The 16319-nt window shown below is 67.9% G+C and carries 19 protein-coding genes and 4 tRNA genes; 13 read left to right on the plus strand and 10 right to left on the minus strand.

The window, feature by feature from the left end; translation table 11 throughout:
* Positions 1-10: 10 nt before the first annotated feature.
* Positions 11-1600, minus strand: coding sequence for an ABC transporter permease (locus tag ACTMTI_RS38175; RefSeq protein ID WP_441125577.1), 1590 nt, complete (start codon positions 1598-1600; stop codon positions 11-13).
* The gene (locus tag ACTMTI_RS38180; protein WP_441125578.1) at positions 1597-2478 is read right to left on the minus strand and encodes an ATP-binding cassette domain-containing protein; all 882 of its coding nucleotides are present in this window, start codon (positions 2476-2478) and stop codon (positions 1597-1599) included. The genes ACTMTI_RS38175 and ACTMTI_RS38180 overlap by 4 nt, the downstream gene beginning before the upstream one ends.
* A 205-nt stretch (positions 2479-2683) precedes the next feature.
* Here ACTMTI_RS38180 and ACTMTI_RS38185 point away from each other — a divergent pair, with 205 nt between their 5' ends.
* Positions 2684-2998, plus strand: coding sequence for a DUF6461 domain-containing protein (locus ACTMTI_RS38185; RefSeq protein WP_441125579.1), 315 nt, complete (start codon positions 2684-2686; stop codon positions 2996-2998).
* Between the two features lie 81 nt (positions 2999-3079).
* A complete protein-coding gene (gene lexA, locus ACTMTI_RS38190) occupies positions 3080-3748 on the plus strand; it encodes a transcriptional repressor LexA (protein ID WP_441125580.1) in 669 nt (222 codons plus the stop codon).
* A gap of 93 nt (positions 3749-3841) precedes the next feature.
* Here the strand turns inward: lexA and ACTMTI_RS38195 are convergent, their stop codons facing one another.
* Both ACTMTI_RS38195 and ACTMTI_RS38200 read right to left on the minus strand, forming a co-directional pair.
* Entirely contained in the window at positions 3842-4552 is a 711-nt protein-coding gene (locus tag ACTMTI_RS38195; RefSeq protein ID WP_441125581.1) for a class I SAM-dependent methyltransferase, read from the minus strand.
* A gap of 133 nt (positions 4553-4685) precedes the next feature.
* Positions 4686-4883 carry a type II toxin-antitoxin system VapC family toxin gene (locus ACTMTI_RS38200; RefSeq protein WP_441125640.1) on the minus strand — a complete coding sequence of 66 codons (198 nt, stop codon included), beginning with the start codon at positions 4881-4883 and terminating at the stop codon, positions 4686-4688.
* 234 nt (positions 4884-5117) lie between these two features.
* Between ACTMTI_RS38200 and ACTMTI_RS38205 the strand changes: the two genes are divergently transcribed.
* Positions 5118-5231, plus strand: coding sequence for an integrase (locus ACTMTI_RS38205; RefSeq protein WP_441125582.1), 114 nt, complete (start codon positions 5118-5120; stop codon positions 5229-5231).
* Between the two features lie 110 nt (positions 5232-5341).
* Here the strand turns inward: ACTMTI_RS38205 and ACTMTI_RS38210 are convergent.
* Together ACTMTI_RS38210 and ACTMTI_RS38215 are read right to left on the minus strand one after the other, a co-directional pair.
* Positions 5342-5417: transfer RNA gene (locus ACTMTI_RS38210), tRNA-Lys, on the minus strand.
* Positions 5418-5794: 377 nt separating this feature from the next.
* On the minus strand, positions 5795-6949 hold the full coding sequence (locus ACTMTI_RS38215) for an acyl-CoA dehydrogenase family protein (RefSeq protein ID WP_441125583.1): 1155 nt from the start codon (positions 6947-6949) through the stop codon (positions 5795-5797).
* 91 nt (positions 6950-7040) lie between these two features.
* Between ACTMTI_RS38215 and ACTMTI_RS38220 the strand changes: the two genes are divergently transcribed.
* Complete coding sequence (locus ACTMTI_RS38220) at positions 7041-7331, plus strand: PspC domain-containing protein (RefSeq protein ID WP_441125584.1); 291 nt, start codon at positions 7041-7043, stop codon at positions 7329-7331.
* Here ACTMTI_RS38220 and ACTMTI_RS38225 read toward each other — a convergent pair whose 3' ends face one another.
* Positions 7332-8618 carry an MFS transporter gene (locus ACTMTI_RS38225; protein ID WP_441125585.1) on the minus strand — a complete coding sequence of 429 codons (1287 nt, stop codon included), beginning with the start codon at positions 8616-8618 and terminating at the stop codon, positions 7332-7334.
* Between the two features lie 109 nt (positions 8619-8727).
* Positions 8728-9078 carry a metallopeptidase family protein gene (locus tag ACTMTI_RS38230; RefSeq protein WP_441125586.1) on the minus strand — a complete coding sequence of 117 codons (351 nt, stop codon included), beginning with the start codon at positions 9076-9078 and terminating at the stop codon, positions 8728-8730.
* A gap of 93 nt (positions 9079-9171) precedes the next feature.
* Between ACTMTI_RS38230 and ACTMTI_RS38235 the strand changes: the two genes are divergently transcribed.
* The 4 genes from ACTMTI_RS38235 to ACTMTI_RS38250 all read left to right on the plus strand — a co-directional run bounded on the left by ACTMTI_RS38235 (position 9172) and on the right by ACTMTI_RS38250 (position 10987).
* Positions 9172-10671 carry a metallophosphoesterase family protein gene (locus ACTMTI_RS38235; protein ID WP_441125587.1) on the plus strand — a complete coding sequence of 500 codons (1500 nt, stop codon included), beginning with the start codon at positions 9172-9174 and terminating at the stop codon, positions 10669-10671.
* Positions 10672-10744: transfer RNA gene (locus ACTMTI_RS38240), tRNA-Glu, on the plus strand.
* Between the two features lie 89 nt (positions 10745-10833).
* A tRNA-Asp gene (locus ACTMTI_RS38245) sits at positions 10834-10908 on the plus strand.
* Positions 10909-10913: 5 nt separating this feature from the next.
* Positions 10914-10987, plus strand: a tRNA-Phe gene (locus ACTMTI_RS38250).
* Positions 10988-11360: 373 nt separating this feature from the next.
* Here ACTMTI_RS38250 and ACTMTI_RS38255 read toward each other — a convergent pair.
* Positions 11361-12215: an isocitrate lyase/PEP mutase family protein gene (locus ACTMTI_RS38255; RefSeq protein WP_441125588.1), complete on the minus strand. Its 855-nt coding sequence runs from the start codon at positions 12213-12215 to the stop codon at positions 11361-11363.
* 136 nt (positions 12216-12351) lie between these two features.
* Here ACTMTI_RS38255 and ACTMTI_RS38260 point away from each other — a divergent pair, with 136 nt between their 5' ends.
* On the plus strand, positions 12352-13341 hold the full coding sequence (locus tag ACTMTI_RS38260; RefSeq protein ID WP_441125589.1) for a DUF5937 family protein: 990 nt from the start codon (positions 12352-12354) through the stop codon (positions 13339-13341).
* Here the strand turns inward: ACTMTI_RS38260 and ACTMTI_RS38265 are convergent.
* Positions 13293-13601, minus strand: a complete 309-nt coding sequence (locus ACTMTI_RS38265; protein WP_441125641.1) for an acyl-CoA thioester hydrolase/BAAT C-terminal domain-containing protein — start codon at positions 13599-13601, stop codon at positions 13293-13295. The genes ACTMTI_RS38260 and ACTMTI_RS38265 overlap by 49 nt on opposite strands.
* A gap of 3 nt (positions 13602-13604) precedes the next feature.
* Here ACTMTI_RS38265 and ACTMTI_RS38270 point away from each other — a divergent pair, with 3 nt between their 5' ends.
* From ACTMTI_RS38270 to ACTMTI_RS38285, 4 genes are all read left to right on the plus strand, one after another.
* Positions 13605-13760, plus strand: coding sequence for a hypothetical protein (locus ACTMTI_RS38270; RefSeq protein ID WP_441125643.1), 156 nt, complete (start codon positions 13605-13607; stop codon positions 13758-13760).
* Positions 13761-14056: 296 nt separating this feature from the next.
* A complete protein-coding gene (locus ACTMTI_RS38275) occupies positions 14057-14308 on the plus strand; it encodes a type II toxin-antitoxin system Phd/YefM family antitoxin (protein WP_441125590.1) in 252 nt (83 codons plus the stop codon).
* Positions 14293-14700 (plus strand): PIN domain-containing protein, encoded by a 408-nt coding sequence (locus tag ACTMTI_RS38280; RefSeq protein WP_441125591.1) that lies wholly within the window; start codon positions 14293-14295, stop codon positions 14698-14700. Before ACTMTI_RS38275 ends, ACTMTI_RS38280 begins: the two co-directional genes overlap by 16 nt.
* A gap of 145 nt (positions 14701-14845) precedes the next feature.
* Positions 14846-16314 (plus strand): IS3 family transposase gene (locus ACTMTI_RS38285; protein WP_441125592.1). Its coding sequence is split into 2 segments (ribosomal slippage): positions 14846-15185 and positions 15185-16314, totalling 1470 coding nucleotides; the frame shifts between segments, so codons are not numbered across the junction.
* Positions 16315-16319 lie beyond the last annotated feature (5 nt).

The following is a 16319-nucleotide window of genomic DNA, read 5'->3' on the forward strand; positions in this document are numbered from 1 at the left end:
CAGGCCGGGGTCAGTTGCCCGCCAGATCTCGCCGCCGGAAGGCGCCGATGCCGGCCACGGTGAGCAGCGCGGCCACGGCAGTGAGCCAGATGAGCGGGAACGCGCTCACGTCACCGCCAGGCACCTGCGGCAGGTGCGCATAGGGTGACAGGCCCTGCAGCCAATCCTCCAGCCGCAGCACCTCGCCGAGCTGGCCGAGCAGGGCGAAGCCCACGAGGGCGGCCCAGGCCAGCGCGGTCAGCCTCGGCGCCATGCCGACCAGCAGCATCGCGATCCCGGCGAGCACCCACGCCGCGGGAACCTGGACCCAGGCGGCTGCCACCAGCCGTACGAACTGCCCGCCGGGATCGCCGGAGCGGATGCCGTGGGCGATCCCCGCCGCCAGCCCGCCCGCGGTCATGACCGCCGCGGTGCCGCCCAAGGCCAGGAGGAGGTGGCTGAGTGTCCATCGCACGCGCGAGACGGCTGTGGCCAGCACCGCCTCGGCGCGCAGAGCCGACTCCTCGCCCTGCAGCCGCAGTGTGGCCTGGACGGCGTAGCCGCCGGCGACCAGTCCGAGCAGTCCGATCTCCGCGGCGAGGAAGGTATCGACGAGCGCGCCCGCTCCGCCCATCCTGGCCAGGATCGCGGCGAGCTGCGGATTGTCGCCGACGACGTCGCTCACGCTGTCGGCCAGCGCACCGAGCATCGCCCCGCCGATGGCGAACCCCGCCGACCAGCCGAGCAGCGCACCCCGTTGAAGACGCCACGCCAGCATCAGGGGGCTGGACAGGTGCCGTCCGGCATCGGCCGGCCCCATCCGCGGCTGCAGCAGCCCGGCGCCCAGGTCACGCCGTCTGGCCAGCAACACGGCCAGCCCGACGAGCGCCAGCCCGGTCAGCGCGAACAGCCCTATGACCCACCAGCGTTCGCCGGCAAAAGCCCGTACGCGCTGTGCCCAGCCCAGCGGCGACAGCCACGACAGCGCCTCGACTCCGGCCGCGTCACCCGCGGCCCGTAGCAGAAAGGCCAGCCCCAGCGCCGCGAAGCTCAGCCCATTGGCGGTGCGGGCGTGCTCGGTCAGCTGCGCCGCCACCACGGCCACCCCGGTGAACGCCCACCCCACCCCGGCCACGGCCAGCCCGAAGGCCAGCGAGCCTGCAACCGGCAATCCCTGTCCAGCCAGAGCGACGGAGAGCAGCAGGGCGATGAGCAGGTTCGCTCCACCTGCCACGAGGACGGCGGCCGAGCCGACGGCGTGGCGGCCGACCGCGCATGACCCGATCAGCTCAGCCCGCCCGCTCTCCTCCTCCGCGCGGGTGTGCCGGGTGACCACCAGGACGCTCACCATCGCGGCCAGGACGGTGGCCACGGTGGTGGCCCGCCAGGCGGTCAGCCCGCCGATCGAGGCGGGGTCGAACACCGGGCCGGTGAGCGCCTGCAGCGCGGGCGCGGAGCCGATCGTGACGCCCAGCGCCACCCGCTGCTCCATCCCTGGATAGAGCTCGGCGATGGCTGAGGCCGTGCCGGCCACGGCTCCCGTGATGACGATGATCCACACTGGCAGCAGCAGCCGGTCCCGGCGCAGTGCCAGCCGCACCAGCTGGAGGGTCCCGGTCATGGCGTGCTCTGGTAGTGGCGCAGGAACAGCTCTTCGAGGGTGGGCGGCCGGCAGGTGAGCCCGTGTACGCCCGCTTCGGTGAGCAGGCGTAACGTCTCGCCCAGCCGTTCGGCGTCGACTTCGAAGCTCACGCGGGAGCCGTTGGCGGTCAACCCGTGCACGCCCGGCAGCTCAGGGACCCGCTCGAGGTCGGCGGTGACCGAGGTGCGGGTCAGGTGGCGCAGCTGGGCCAACGTCCCGCTCTCCACGGCCCGGCCGTCGCGGATGATGGTGACCTGGTCGCACAGCGCCTCTACCTCGGACAGGATGTGACTCGACAGCAGGACGGTCCTGCCGTTGCCCCGCTCCTCGTTGACGCACTCGCGGAAGATGGCCTCCATCAGCGGGTCCAGACCGGAGGTCGGCTCGTCGAGCAGCAGCAGTTCCACGTTCGACGACAGCGCCGCGATCAACGCGACCTTCTGCCGGTTGCCCTTGGAATAGGCTCGGCCCTTCTTCGTCGGGTCGAGATCGAAGCGTTCCAGCAGCGCCTTCTTGCGGCCCGCGTCGAGGCCGCCGCGCAACCGTCCGAGCAGGTCGATGGCCTCGCCGCCGGACAGCGTCGGCCACAGCACCACATCGCCCGGCACGTAGGCCAGACGCCGGTGCAGCTCCACCGCGTCGCGCCAGGGGTTGGCGCCCAGCAGTTCGGTATGCCCTCCATCGGCGCGCAGCAGCCCGAGCAGGATGCGCAGCGTCGTGGTTTTGCCGGCCCCGTTGGGACCGAGGAACCCGTGGACCTCGCCGGCGTCGACGGTCAGGTCGAGCCCGTCCAGAGCCCGCACGGGGCCGAAAGTCTTGGTGAGTCCGCTGATGAGCACCGCGGGGTTGCCCGCCATGGGCACCTCCCTAGCCGGTCCGATAAGACGTTGCCGACCAGGCTTCCCGGCGCTCCGCTATTGACAGTAGCAGCGCCGGATCCGCCGCACCAGCCCGCCTAGCTCTCAGTCGGTGGCGGCCGAGCTCGGCTGATTGTCGGTGCGGCCCGCCACCATGTCCCCCAGGACGACAACCGATCCCTTGGCCCCGTTCCGGTGGCTCAACGTGTCCGAGAGCGAGGGCGGCGGCCCACTGGGCGTGATCTTCAGCGTGGCCTTCTTCCGCGGGCTCGACCCCACGGAGGTGGTGCGCCGCTTCAGCCGCGGCGAGGATCCCGGCTCCGACCCTGACCGGCTCAACGCCTTCATGCTGGAGCTGGGCATGGGGCTGGACAAGCCGGAGGACGCGGCCGCGTGGGAGGACAACTACGACACCGCCGTGCCAAGGGGCTTCGCCCTGGCGGCGAAGGTCACCGGGGTGCCGTTCACGCCGGACATGCTCGGCCGCCCGATGCTCGTGGGGCCTATCGCGGAAAGATGATCGTTTTGTGGCCGTCCAGCGGAGCGCGGGCAGCGTTCGCGGCCAGTTCTCATCAGCGGCCTGCACCGGCCGACCTTTAGCATGTCGCACGTGACCACCTACGGCGATCCTGACGCGTTCGAGTATCTGGACTTCTCCGCTCTGCCGCAGCGCCAGCAGCGCATCCTGGCCACGATCCGGGACTGGGTGGTCAGGTACGGGTATCCGCCGAGCACACGCGAGATCGGCCGTGCGGTCGGGCTCCGGTCGTCCTCATCGGTGGCGAAACACCTCAAGAACCTGGAGGAGAAGGGTTTCCTCCGCCGGGGCACGTCGGTGACCCGGCCGATCGATGTGCGTCAGTTCCTGCGAGCCTCGGCGCCGGAACCGGCCGGCGACGTGGTGACCGTGCCCGTGGTCGGGGACATCGCCGCGGGCATTCCCATCCCGGCCGACGAGCACGTGGACGGCACGCTGACCCTGCCCCGCGACCTCACCGGGCGCGGCAATGTGTTCGGCCTCCGGGTACGGGGCGACTCAATGATCGACGCGGCGATCTGCGACGGCGACATCGTCGTGGTACGGCAGCAGCCCGAGGCGTACTCGGGCCAGATCGTCGCCGCGATGATCGACGGTGAGGCCACCGTCAAGGTGTTTCGCCGGCGCAATGGGCACGTCTTCCTCGAACCGCGCAATCCCGTCTACGACATCATCGACGGCGACGGCGCCGTGGTGCTGGGCATCGTGGTCTCGGTCCTTCGCAGTGTTTGAGCTCGGGCGTTACGCGAGGAACCGACCGCCCTCGACAATCTGACAGAGGACGATGGCGAAAACGGAACGCTCGTTGCGGCTATCGGCTTAGATCTAAGTCCTGCGCGCGAGGACAAGCCGGCACCGCGGGCTGCCGTCTTCGCGTCGGCCCAGGGCCGTCAAGGGGACTGTCGTCACGCTGAATCCGGCCGCTATCAGGTCGGTGCGGACCGCGTGCAGCGGGCAAGTGCCGTAGTACATGACGAAGGGGGGACGCCAGACGGCATTCCGTACCTGCATGGCCAGGTCGAATCCGAGCAGCGCCCAGTACCAGCCCGACGTGATGGGCGGCGGCGCGCCGATCGGGAAGGCGAAGAGCCCGCCAGGCCGTAACGCGCGGTACACCCCGGCGAAGAGCGTGGGCCGTTCGGCAGGCAGGAAGTGCCCGAGCGCGCCGAAGCTGACCGCGAGGTCGAAGCCCTCGGCAAAGGGCAGGGCTAGAACGTCGGCCTGTACCCACTCGGCGTCCGGGTGTGCTCGGCGCGCCTGCGCGAGCATGCCGGTGCTGAAGTCGACGCCCGTGATCCGTCCCTGGCACAGGGGTTTGAGCATCCGCATGCCCGCGCCGGTGCCGCAGCACACGTCCAGTCCCTGCCCGAACGGCCCGAGCGGACGCAGAGCGTCGGCGGTCGCGTCAAGAACGCTATCGGGGGTGCGAAAAGGCGTGTGCTCGAACTTCGGGGCAAGCAGGTCGTAGCCGCGCTCGACCGAGGACAGCGCCTGGACCACCAGTTCACGCAGCGACGGGCCTTGAGGCGAGAACACCAGCCAAGGGTACTTTCTCCGGTGACGGATCCCTAGGCGGGGCAGCTTCCCGTCCCTTGTATATCCGGCTACAGACCGACCAACTCGACGCCGCCCAGTTCGGCCTCTGGGAGCATGCCGAGGACCCCTGCGATCATCTTCGGGATACGGGCTCGACGACGAGACCCATCTCGTTGACGAGCGTGTCCAAGGCGTTACGCATGGTCTCGCCTCGGTTGTCGGCCACGATGGCCGCTTCGACGTAGTTGACAGCCGAAATACGACACACGGCTGCGGCGATGGCGTGGGCAAAGCGGATGGCCTCGGGCTCACCGTTGATGACGGCGATGATGGCGCTGGAATCGGATGATCAGGCGGCCCCGCGGATTCCGGGAGAGAGGCAAACCCCCTGGTCAAAAGGCTGAGGAATGGTAGGGCACCCGGGACTTGAACCCGGAACCTACGGATTATCGGTGCGGCGGGTACCACGGTCGGCGTGGCGTAGTTTCGCTTGGCGGCCGAAACCGCATCGGCAAGGGATCCGAGGTCTATAGGTCTGGCCTGCGGTGCCTCACCTCGAACAGTCATGAAGACGCTCGGCCACAGCCAGAACGCGCTGACCATGAACACGTACGCCCATGTGCTTCCCGACATCGAACGGGCGGCGGTCGACGCGGTCGCCAAGCAGCTCTTCGGATGACCTTCAGCACGACCAAGGGCCGGACTCCCACCAGCGGGATTCCGGCCCTCTTGGCTGTAAAAGCTGGCTGTACGACCCCATCCAACAAGATCGAGAGGAGGTGGTTTGCCTGGTAGGGCGCCCGGGGCTCGAACCCGGAACCTACGGATTAAAAGTCCGCAGCTCTGCCAATTGAGCTAACGCCCCCATGTACAGCAAGGGTACAGAGATTACCGTCCAGTACGCGACGCGGTTCTCGTCCCTCACACTAACGGATCGAGGCGCCCCCCGGTTTCCTGGTCGAACCAGGACACGGCGCTCAGATCCAGGTCCACCCGGCAGTAGGCCCCTGGATCAAGAAAGACATCCCCTGACATGCGGGCGTAGTGGAGGTCTCAGGGAATCGCCCAAGGTGAAGGCCACGACGGTTCGGTGCCCAAGTGCTCGACGACCACGACCTGGCCCCGTAGGCCGCCGGGCGAGGTGCTGATGGAGACCTTTTCCGCGCGGAGGCCCAGGTGGATCGGGCCGGGGGTGGGGACGCGAAGGTACGGGCCGCCCGGGGTGTGGGCACCTCGACCAGATCAACGATAGGCGGCGATCCCGGTGAGCGCCTCGCCGAGCACGAGCGTGTGGATTTCCTGGGTTCCCTCGTAGGTCAGGACGCTTTCGAGGTTGTTCATGTGCCTGATGACCGGGTATTCCAGTGTGATCCCGTTCCCGCCCAAGATGGAACGCGCCTGGCGGGCGATGTCCAGCGCAGCGCGTACGTTGGCCAGTTTGCCGAAGCTGATCTGCCGGGGCTCCAGCCGCCCCGCGTCCTTCAGCTCCCCCAGGTGCAGCGCGGTGAGGCCGGCCTGGGCCGCGCCGACGTACATCCAGGCCAGCTTCTCCTGCGTCAGCTGGAAGGCGCCGATCGGCTTGTCGAACTGCACGCGCCTCTTCGCGTATTCGACGGCGGCCTCCAGGCACGCGCGGGCGGCGCCCACGACGCCCCAGATGATGCCGAAGCGGGCCTCCGACAGGCACGACAGCGGACCCTTCAGGCCGACGACCCCAGGGAGCACAGCGGACGCAGGTAGGCGTACGTCGTCGAAATAGAGGGAGGAGGTGATGGAAGCCCTAAGGGACAGCTTCTTGCGGATCTCAGGGGCGGAGAAGCCGGGCGTGGAGGTGGGTACGACGAAGCCGCGGATGCCCTCGTCGGTCTGCGCCCAGACGACGGCCACGTCGGCGATCGAGCCATTGGTGATCCACATTTTGGCGCCGTTGAGGATCCAGTCGGATCCATCTTTCTTGGCATAAGTCCGCATGCCAGCGGGATCGGACCCGTGATCCGGCTCCGTCAGGCCGAAGCAGCCGATCGCCTCGCCGGCGGACATCCGGGGCAGCCACTCCTCCTTCTGCTCATCCGAGCCATACCGCCAGATCGGGAACATGGCCAGCGAACCCTGGACGGACACGAACGAACGCAGCCCGGAATCGCCCGCCTCCAGCTCGCGGCACGCGACCCCGTACGAGATCGCGTCCGTCCCGGCGCAGCCGTACCCCTCCAGGTGCATCCCGAGCAGGCCGAGCGAGCCCAGCGCGGGCGCGAGCTCACGCGCCGGGAAGGTGGCCTCCTCGAACCAATCCCCCACATGCGGGAGGATGCGGTCGGAGACGAAGGATCTGACCGTGTCGCGGATCAGTCGCTGGTCGGCGTTGAGGCGGTCGTCCAGGCGCAGCAGGTCGTCCATCGTGGATCCCTTCGTCAAATAAGGGGCTACCAGGGTTCTACCAGGGGGAATCCTGATGTGCGAATACCGGGCGCCAGGGCAGTCTTGAGGCATGAGCGAATACAACGTCAAGAAACTTCGTCGGACCCACAAAGGCAGGATCGTCGCGGGCGTCAGCTCCGGCATCGGCGAGTACGTCGGGATCGACGCGAACCTGGTGCGGATCGCGCTGGCGATCGCGACGCTGTTCGGCGGTCTGGGCATCGGCGTGTACGCGATCGGCTGGCTCCTCATGCCCGACGAGAGCAGCGACACCTCGATCGTCCAGGACCTGATCAGCAAGCAGCAGGACCGCAGCAGTACGCCGACGGACTGGAGCGGCGAGCACAAGCCTCAGCCGTGATCAGGCGGTGGCCCGGGCCCGCACCCGGGCGGCCTTGTCACCCCGAGACTCGGTCCAGATCATGGCGAGCACGGCCGCGCAGGTCACCCCTGTGATCCCGGACAACGCGACCACCGGCTCCGGACCGAGTCTCTCCGCCGCGAACCCGCCCACCAGGATCCCGATCCCCTGTACGGCCATCAGCCCCGACTGCACGAGGCCGAACGCCTGCGCGCGACGTTCGGCCGGCACGCACTGAACGAAGGCCGCATTCGCGGCGAGCTGGTAAGCCCCGCCGATCCCCGACAGAACCCACGCCGCCAGCACCACGGCCAGCGGCGGGCGCAGCGCCGTCACGACCAGGGGCGCGCAACTCAGCATGGCCATCCAGCCCATGAGCCGCAGGCGCCGCGGCGGCGCGACGAACCTGCCGAAAAGGAACGCCCCCACCACCGTCCCGGTCGGCATCGCCGCCATCAGCAGCCCGGTGATCACGGGAACCGGCAGCGGCGTGTCGGTGGCGAGCTTCGCCGCGTACGGCGCCGCGATGCCCTCGGGGAGCACATAAAAGCCGCACAGCCAGGCGAACAGCACCAGCGTCCGCAGCTTCGGCGACCCGAAGACGAGCCGGGCTCCGGTCCTGGTCATCGTCCACATGGACGGCTTGGAGCCGTCCCCGTGCGCGGCCGGGCGGCGGCGTACGCCCGACATCAGGATCAGCGCGGATCCGAGGAAGGTCGCCGCGTCGAGGGCCAGCGCGCGGTACGGGCCCATGGTGGCGATCAACGCTCCGCCCACCGCGAAACCGAGCATCTGGACGGCCTGGTTCGTCATGTTCTGCAACGCCGAGCCGATGACGTACGTGTCGCCTTGGAGCACCTCGGGCAGCAGCGCCGCCCGCGCGGCCGAGAACGGCGCGCTGAGCAGCACCACGAGGAACACCAGCGAGCACAGAGCCCAGAACGGCATGCCCGGCACCGCCATCGCGGCCACCAGCACGGCCCTGATCAGATCACAGGTCAGCATGACGCCCCGGCGCGCGAACCGGTCCGCCAGCCCCGCCAGCAGCGGCCCGCCGACGATCGACGGGAGGTACGTCAGCGCGTAAACCGCCGCCGTGGCCAGCGCCGAGCCGGTGCGGTCGTAGACGAGCACCGCGAGCGCCACCTGCGCGAGCTGGTCGCCGAGGAGCGACAGGCTCTGCCCATACCAGAGCGCGCGGAACTCCTTGATGGCGATGACTTCCCGATATGTGGCTTGCTGTGCTTCCGCACGTCGATGCCGTCCCGGCGGCCGGCGCGCCCGCATGGCCCCCATAGGACTCCGCTGTGCCTGACTCAGGGTGTTCGCTATGTCACCTAAGGTGCCCGATCACTTGGCAAGCCGCAACCCAAAGAGGTCAACCAAAAGCAAAGGGTTACCAGCCCAGCTCGTGAAGCCGGGCGTCGTCGATCCCGAAGTGATGCCCGACCTCATGGACGACCGTGATGCGGACCTCGTCGATCACGTCCTCCTCCGTATCGCAAATCTGGCAGATCGGATTGCGGTAGATCTCGATGCGGTCGGGCAGGACCCCTGAGTACCAGTCGCCGCGTTCGGTGAGGGGGATACCGGTGTACAAGCCGAGCAGGTGGGGCTCCGGCGGATCATCGACGACAACGACGACGACGTTATTCATGACACGCGTGAGGTCGGGGGGGATCGTGTCCAAAGCCTCGGCCACGAGTTCCTCGAATTTGTCCCGCGCTACCTCGATCACGCTTGTCATTCTGCCTCTTCTCCCGGGTGAGCAAGAAACCGTATGAAGTTCCTCCACAGGTCAACGGCAATAATCCGATCACGCGCGGCGAGGGTGGCTGCTGTGCTGCTCGTCGCAGCCGTGGGCGCCTGGCTGGGCATCTTCCTCAGCGGCACCGTACGAGCTCAGGTGGGTCCCGTCGAGACCGGCATGTCATTGCGGCCGGCCTGGAACGGCGAGACCGTCGTGGATGCCAGCCCGCTCGGCACGCTCACGTTCCGTACGCACGACGCGCCGCTGCGGCTCCGCATCACGCTCGAGAACGTCGACCAGGAGCGGGCCAGGGCATTCCTCGAGGACCCGCGCCTGGCCGACCGGCTCCCCCAGCTCATCGAGAGCGACCTGGTCGACGGAGTGCGCGCGCTCGTCATCCGCTCGCTCCTGTGCGCGGGGGCGGGGGCGCTGATCGCGGCCCTGATGGTCTTCAGACGCCCGCGTACGGCCCTTCTGGGGCTTCTGGCAGCCTCCGTGGCGCTCGCCGGCACGGGAGCGCTCGCCGCCCTCACCTTCCGCCCGAACTCGCTCGTCGAGCCCCGCTACTCGGGCCTGATCGCCGCCGCGCCCTCCCTCGTGGGCAGCGCGGAGTCGATCGTGACGCGCTTCGAGTCGTACCGGTCCCAGCTCACCAAGCTCGTCACGAACGTCTCGAAGCTGTACGACACCGTCTCCACCCTCCCGCTGTACGACGCCGACCCCAAAACCATCCGCGTCCTCCACGTCGCCGACATCCACATCAATCCGCTCGCCTGGAACGTCATCCGCTCCCTCAAGGACCAGTTCGCCGTGGACCTGATCGTCGACTCGGGCGACATTTCCGACCACGGCACCAAGGCCGAGAACAAGTTCGTCGACGAGATCGGCCGCCTCGGCGTCCCGTACGTGTACGTACGCGGCAACCACGACTCCATGACCACCCAGAAGGCCGTCGCGAGCCAGAAGAACGCCGTGGTCCTCGACAACCAGACCCGAACGGTGGCCGGCCTGACCATCTACGGCCTGGGCGATCCCCGCTTCACCCCGGACAGGTCGGTCCAGGTCGACTCGGATCCAGCGACACTCGCGCAATTCGCCCGTTCCCACCTCAATCGCGTCAACAAGCCGGACGTGATCGCCGTCCACGACCCGGACATCGCCAAGGGCTTCAGCGGCGCGACCCCCATGATCCTCACCGGCCACACCCACGACCGCAAGACGACCATGCTCCCGTCGGGCACCCGCATGCTCATCCAGGGCTCCACGGGCGGCGCGGGACTGCGCGCCCTCGAACACGACAAACCCACCCCGGTTCAGGCCTCGGTCCTGTACTTCGACAAGCAGACCAAGCGCCTGCAGGCCTGGGACGACATCACGCTGGGCGGACTCGGGGAGCAATCGGTGTACATCCAGCGTCACATGGAGCCCGACCCACAACGTATGATTTCCCCAGAGCCAACGAACGCCCCGTCGCCAACGGGACCGGTCACTGGCACGGCAACACCGACCGCCGGTCCGCCACTTTGGCATCAGGGGCAATCGTCCCCTATGCTTCAGAGGTCTCCAGCGGAAGGCGACAGGGAATCCTGAGCCCCCATCGTCTAGCGGCCTAGGACACCGCCCTTTCAAGGCGGCGGCACGGGTTCGAATCCCGTTGGGGGCACTGCGAGCGTTTGGCGCACCGGAAAACGGCTGGTCGAAGACCACCGAAGAGCTGGTAAGCTAAGCGAGCGCAAACAGCAAGAAACGCAAGGTCCTGTAGAGCAGTTTGGAGTGCTCGCCACCCTGTCAAGGTGGAGGTCGCGGGTTCAAGTCCCGTCAGGACCGCTCTGGGTCAGGTAGCTCAGTTGGTACGAGCGTCCGCCTGAAAAGCGGAAGGTCGGCAGTTCGACCCTGCCCCTGACCACTAGTCTTGAACAGCCAAGATGCCCCGAAGCGAAGATCGCTCCGGGGCGTTTTCGTGTCCGGTGACGGCAATAGGCGCGGCGGACGGTCATCCAGATGGAGTGTGAACGCACCCGACAGCTGACGGCGCAAAGGAGAGAGTTGCCCACCGGAGCGACTGTGTGGGTTGTGACGCTCCCGCATCGTTATCCGCCCTCTGTGTTCCAACATTGCGTGCAGGTCCAGATCGTGCACGGGCCAGGCAGCCGAGATCATCTCCATGATTGCTTCTTGGCTGGCGTCAGCAACTGTCGTGAAGGCTTCTTCCGGATCGTTCCCTCGATAGTGCCGGATGCCGTCCTCAGTTGCCTGCAGAGCCGTCCTCCTGGCCTCAATCAATGACGGAACAGGACGTCGAGTTCGCTGAAGTCTAGTGAGCCGTCCAGCGCCGTGAGACCTCCCGTGCCGAGCAGTTCCGCGGCGGCTCTGCGGGCTGCGGTGTAGGCGGCCTGGGCCAGCCCGGTGCCCAGGCTGATCCTGCGCACTCCGGCCTGCGCGAGTTCGGTGACACTCGGTCCACCGGCGACGACCATCGCGTTGACCGGCAGCGGCGACTCGGCACAGAGAGTGTTCAGCACGTCCAGATCGAGCAGGCCGGGGACGAAGATGCTGTCGGCTCCCGCCTTGGCGTATGCCGCCGTGCGCGCCAGCACCTCGCCCAGTCTGGCATCGGATGGCCCGATCGCGAACAGGAAGATGTCGGTGCGTGCGTTGATGAACAGTTCCGGCAGACCGGCCGCCGCTGCGGCGTTCTTGGCGGCGCCCAGCCTGGCGCTCTGCTCGGCGACGTCGAACAGAGGACCACCGGCGGCCGTGGAGTCTTCCAGATTGACGCCCACCGCACCGGCCTCAATCACCGCCCGCACGGTCGCGGCGACATCCGCCGGGGCCGGTCCGTACCCTCCCTCCACGTCGACCGTCACCGGCAAGTCGACGGAGTCCACGATGCGCCGGGCGGCCTCCACCATCTCGCCCCGGGTTAGCCGTTGTCCGTCCCCGCAGCCCAGGGACCACGACACGCCACCGCTGGTCGTGGCAATCGCCGTGGCGCCAGCTGCGGCGATCACAGTCGCACTGGCGGCGTCCCAGGCGTTGGGCAGCACCAGCACGGACTCGGTGCTCAGGGTGCGGAACAGCCGGGCCTTCCTCTTGGTCGCGGCATCAGTGGAGGGGGAGATGTCAACAGACATGTGCGTGACCGCCTTCGCGTTGTTCTGCTTCCCGGCACCCTGCCTCGTGGGCACCTGCTCACGGGATGCTGCCGGGCGGGGAAGCGAGCGTCCATTGATTAAGCTCGGACCGAATCGTGGAAGCAGCGGAGGCGGTATGAAGGCGCGACTGACCTTCTCGGTGAACGATCTGGCCGAGACCCGGTTCGCCGTCTCGCCTATGTGGGAAGTCGTCACCAGCTGCAGAGCGCTGGCGGCCGCTGCGGTGCCGGACCCACATCGCGGATGGGCCGACCAGGTACGCCCTCGGCTCGCAGCCGCGGGTCTCGATCGCGGTTGGCTGGCCGACATGATTCCGCCCATCGGGCACCTCCCCGACTTTCTCAACCCGGCGCCGGCGACCGCATCCCCCGACCTTTCCGACGAGTTGGCCGCCATCGAGGCCACCGACCCCGAGCAGGTACGGCGAGACCTCGACTGCCTGGCCGCCGAGCGCGACGGCCGGTTGTCCTCCCGGCTGCGGAGCCTTCACCGGACCCCTTGGACCTACCTGCCTCGGATCGTCGGGGAGATCGAGGACTACTGGCGGCTTGCGATAGCGCCTTACTGGGCCAGGATCCGCTCGGTGCTGGAGGCAGACGTCTTCCACCGGGGCCGCCAGGTGGCCGAGCAGGGTACGGCCCAGGCGCTCGACGAGCTACACCACACGGTGCGTTGGGCCAGCGGGGGCCTCCACCTGGTTCAGCGGCACTGCGCCATCACCAGGATCGAGACCGGTGCCGGGCTGCTCTTGGTGCCGTCTGTCTTCGCCTGGCCGCGAGTGCTGACCCGGTCCGTCGTCTCGGAATCACCTCAGCTGGCCTACCCGGCGCGCGGGATCGGTACGTTGTGGGAGCGTCGGACACATGAGCGCATGGACGCCCTCGCCGCCGTGATCGGCCGATCCCGCGCGCTGATCCTTGCCGAGCTGGACTCACCCGCCTCGACCACCGAGCTCGCCCAGCGGTCGGGCCTTTCCGCGGCGGGCGTGTCCCAACACCTCACCGCACTGCGGGCCGCCGGCCTGACCAGCACCCACCGAGCGGGCCGCTCGGTGCTCTACGCCCGCACCGGCCTCGCCGATGCCCTGCTCACCACACAGGCGTGAAAGCCGGATCCGCGCGGCGATGCGGGACCCTCCCCTGGAAGACGCGGACGATGGCCGGCTTCGGCCCGGCTGATCAGACGAGCTGTACGACCAGCAGTGCGGCGACGGACGACAAGTCGCTCAGCGAACGGAAGAGACGGCCACATCGCATCGTCCCCTCCTGCCACCAGCAGCACGTCAGCCTTGGCCTCCTCGATAGGGATCTCGGCCGTGTCCCAATGAGGTTGTAGAGCTATGCGGGTGTCAATAAGCAGCGACATCGGGTGAGTGATCCCGACGGAGACGGTCTGTGCGACGCGAGCGGCCAATCCTGCAGGAACGCCGGCGATGTGGATCCGCGACCGGCTCGTCGGATTGTCTACCGCGTCAACGACGACACCATCATGATCGCCGCCTGCCGCTATCACTACGAGAAGTAGCATCCGTCCGGCCGGCGAACCCCAGCATCCCGCCTCGGTTCAGCGAGGGAAAGCGGGGCTTGCGCTGCCTGCGGCGGCCCTCTTGCGGGAGATGCCCGCTACTCACCGGCTGCAGCCAAGGGGTCAACGCCGGGCCCGATGGAGGGCCCCGCATCGGGTGACCGCACCTATGCATCGCCATGTGACCGCTTGATCCCTTCTTGGCTGAAGTCAGTGAGCTTCATGAGAGCAAGGGGCACGCTTCGACTCACCGCGCAGGAGCCGACCACATCAGATAATCTGATTCCATGAAGGTGATGACTGCCACTGAAGCGTCTCGGAGCTTCGCCACCGTCCTAGACGAGGCGGAGCGCGGGGAGACCATTGTGGTGACTCGTGGCGGGAAGCAAATCGCCGTGATCGGCCCCGCACCCACCGCACCAGGGCGTATGGTCAAGGCGTTTCTGGCCAGGAGCGCGGGGACGCTGGACACGAATTTCGAGGCTGATGTGGCGGCGGCCCGCGAGGCGATCGACGACGAGATGAGGGGCACGTGGCCCGACGCCTGATCCTGGACACGGGTGTGCTCATCGCAGCCGAACGGGGCAAGGCGTCTGTGGACGCGGTGATCGAAGACGCCGATGATGTGGCGATCGCGGCGATCACTGTGGCGGAGCTGCTCGTCGGTGTGGAAATGGCCGATGCGGCTCGCCGGCCCAATCGGCAGGCCTTCGTGGATGAAGTCCTGGCGTTGATTCCAGTCGAGGAGTACACGACAGACGTCGCCAGAGTCCATGCTCGTCTTATGGCGCATGTCCGACGAGAAGGTAAGTCTCGTGGCGCGTACGATCTCCTGATTGCGGCGACGGCCGCGGCCACCGCGAGAACAGTGATCACGATGGACGCCTCGGCCGCATTCGATAACCTTCCAGGCGTCCGCGCTCAGGTGGTCCCCCGCTGAATGTCGACGGCAACGCTGACGGCAACGTCAGCCACCAGTCCTACACGGAAGGCACCGCAGGCGCCCCCCTCCCTGCCAAAATAGACAGAGGTAGCAAACAGGTACAAAACTCTGTGCTGAGGGCCGGGGAAGGAGACATCCCTTCGTGGGAGCAAGTGACCAGGATCCCGAGATCCCTGACCCACACGTACGCGAGCGAGCCGGCGCTCGCCGCTACACCGCCGCCTATAAGGCCCGGATCCTGGAGGAGTATGACCGGCTGAACAAGGCCGGCAAGGGCGCGTTGATGCGCCGGGAAGGCCTGCACTCCTCACTGATCTCCAGTTGGCGGACCGCGCGGGACCACGGCGCCGCCGAGGCACTGGCCCGCCCGGCCGGCCGCCCGAAGGCCGACCCGCGAGACAAGAAGATCGACACGCTGCAGGCGGAGGTCGAGCGGCTACGCGCCGAGCTCGGCAAGACCCGCCAGGTGATCGAGGTGCAGGGAAAGCTCTTCGCGTTGCTGGATCAGCTCGCCACCAGCAGCGAGACCCCGCCGGATCGGGGCGAGCAGTGACCAGGGTCATCCAGACGGCCCAGGCTGAGGCAATCACCGAACTGGCCCCGCTGCTCGGGCGTCGCAACGCATGCGCGGCGGTCGGGGTGTCGCAGGCCACCTGGTATCGCAAGAACCGCCAGAGCCCCGCCCCGGTCCGACCCGTCACGCCCCGAAAGCCGCACCCGGCCGCACTGTCGCAGGCCGAGCACGACCACGTCCGCGCGGTGCTGAACGAGCGCTTCGCCGACGCCTCCCCGGCGACGGCGTACTTCTGTCTGCTGGATGAGGGCCTCTACCTGGCCTCGCAATCAACGATGTACCGGATCCTGCGCCAGCACGACGAGGTCGGCCGGGATCGGCGACGTCAGGCCACCCACCCGCCCAAGACCATCCCCGAACTGTTCGCCGATGCCCCCAACCGCGTGTGGGCCTGGGACATCACCAAGCTCCGCGGCCCGGACAAGGGCGTCTGGTACTCGCTCTACACGATCATCGACATCTACAGCCGCTACGTCGTCGGCTGGATGATCGCCTCCCGTGAGTCCGCCGACCTGGCCAAACACCTCATCGGCCAGACCGCGCGCAAACATCACATCGACGAAGGCACCCTCACCCTGCACGCCGACCGCGGCAGCTCGATGAAGTCCAAGACCGTCGCCGAACTCCTCATCGACCTGGGCGTGGCCAAGTCCCACTCCCGGCCCAAGACCTCCAACGACAACCCACACGTCGAGGCCAGCTACAAGACCCTCAAGTACTGCCCGGACTTCCCCGGCCGGTTCGGCTCGATCCAGGACGCCCGCGCCTTCTGCCAGAGCTTCTACACCTGGTACAACCACAACCACTATCACTCCGGGATCGGCTACCACCATCCCGTCGACGTGCACTACGGCCGCGCCGCCGCCGTCCGCGACCGACGTGCCGCCGTCCTGGCCGTCGCCCAAACCACGCACCCCGAACGGTTCGCCAGCGGCGGTACTCCCACCCCACCCGCCCTGCCCGGCCCCGCCTGGATCAACAAGCCCAAAACCGAAACACAGAACGAGGACGCCACAGAGAAGTCGACACATAATTAGCCCAG

This window comes from Nonomuraea sp. H19 (assembly GCF_052068215.1).
Classification (GTDB): domain Bacteria; phylum Actinomycetota; class Actinomycetes; order Streptosporangiales; family Streptosporangiaceae; genus Nonomuraea.

What these genes read in the sequence shown, in the direction of transcription:
- ACTMTI_RS38230 (WP_441125586.1), bottom strand. Translation starts at nt 9,078, where the DNA reads ATGACAAGCGTGATCGAGGTAGCGCGGGACAAATTCGAGGAACTCGTG.
- ACTMTI_RS38260 (WP_441125589.1), top strand. Translation starts at nt 12,352, where the DNA reads ATGAAGGCGCGACTGACCTTCTCGGTGAACGATCTGGCCGAGACCCGG.
- ACTMTI_RS38205 (WP_441125582.1), top strand. Translation starts at nt 5,118, where the DNA reads ATGAAGACGCTCGGCCACAGCCAGAACGCGCTGACCATGAACACGTAC.
- ACTMTI_RS38225 (WP_441125585.1), bottom strand. Translation starts at nt 8,618, where the DNA reads ATGCGGGCGCGCCGGCCGCCGGGACGGCATCGACGTGCGGAAGCACAG.
- ACTMTI_RS38215 (WP_441125583.1), bottom strand. Translation starts at nt 6,949, where the DNA reads ATGGACGACCTGCTGCGCCTGGACGACCGCCTCAACGCCGACCAGCGA.
- ACTMTI_RS38180 (WP_441125578.1), bottom strand. Translation starts at nt 2,478, where the DNA reads ATGGCGGGCAACCCCGCGGTGCTCATCAGCGGACTCACCAAGACTTTC.
- ACTMTI_RS38265 (WP_441125641.1), bottom strand. Translation starts at nt 13,601, where the DNA reads ATGTCGCTGCTTATTGACACCCGCATAGCTCTACAACCTCATTGGGAC.
- ACTMTI_RS38275 (WP_441125590.1), top strand. Translation starts at nt 14,057, where the DNA reads ATGACTGCCACTGAAGCGTCTCGGAGCTTCGCCACCGTCCTAGACGAG.
- ACTMTI_RS38220 (WP_441125584.1), top strand. Translation starts at nt 7,041, where the DNA reads ATGAGCGAATACAACGTCAAGAAACTTCGTCGGACCCACAAAGGCAGG.
- ACTMTI_RS38255 (WP_441125588.1), bottom strand. Translation starts at nt 12,215, where the DNA reads ATGTCTGTTGACATCTCCCCCTCCACTGATGCCGCGACCAAGAGGAAG.
- lexA (WP_441125580.1), top strand. Translation starts at nt 3,080, where the DNA reads ATGTCGCACGTGACCACCTACGGCGATCCTGACGCGTTCGAGTATCTG.
- ACTMTI_RS38175 (WP_441125577.1), bottom strand. Translation starts at nt 1,600, where the DNA reads ATGACCGGGACCCTCCAGCTGGTGCGGCTGGCACTGCGCCGGGACCGG.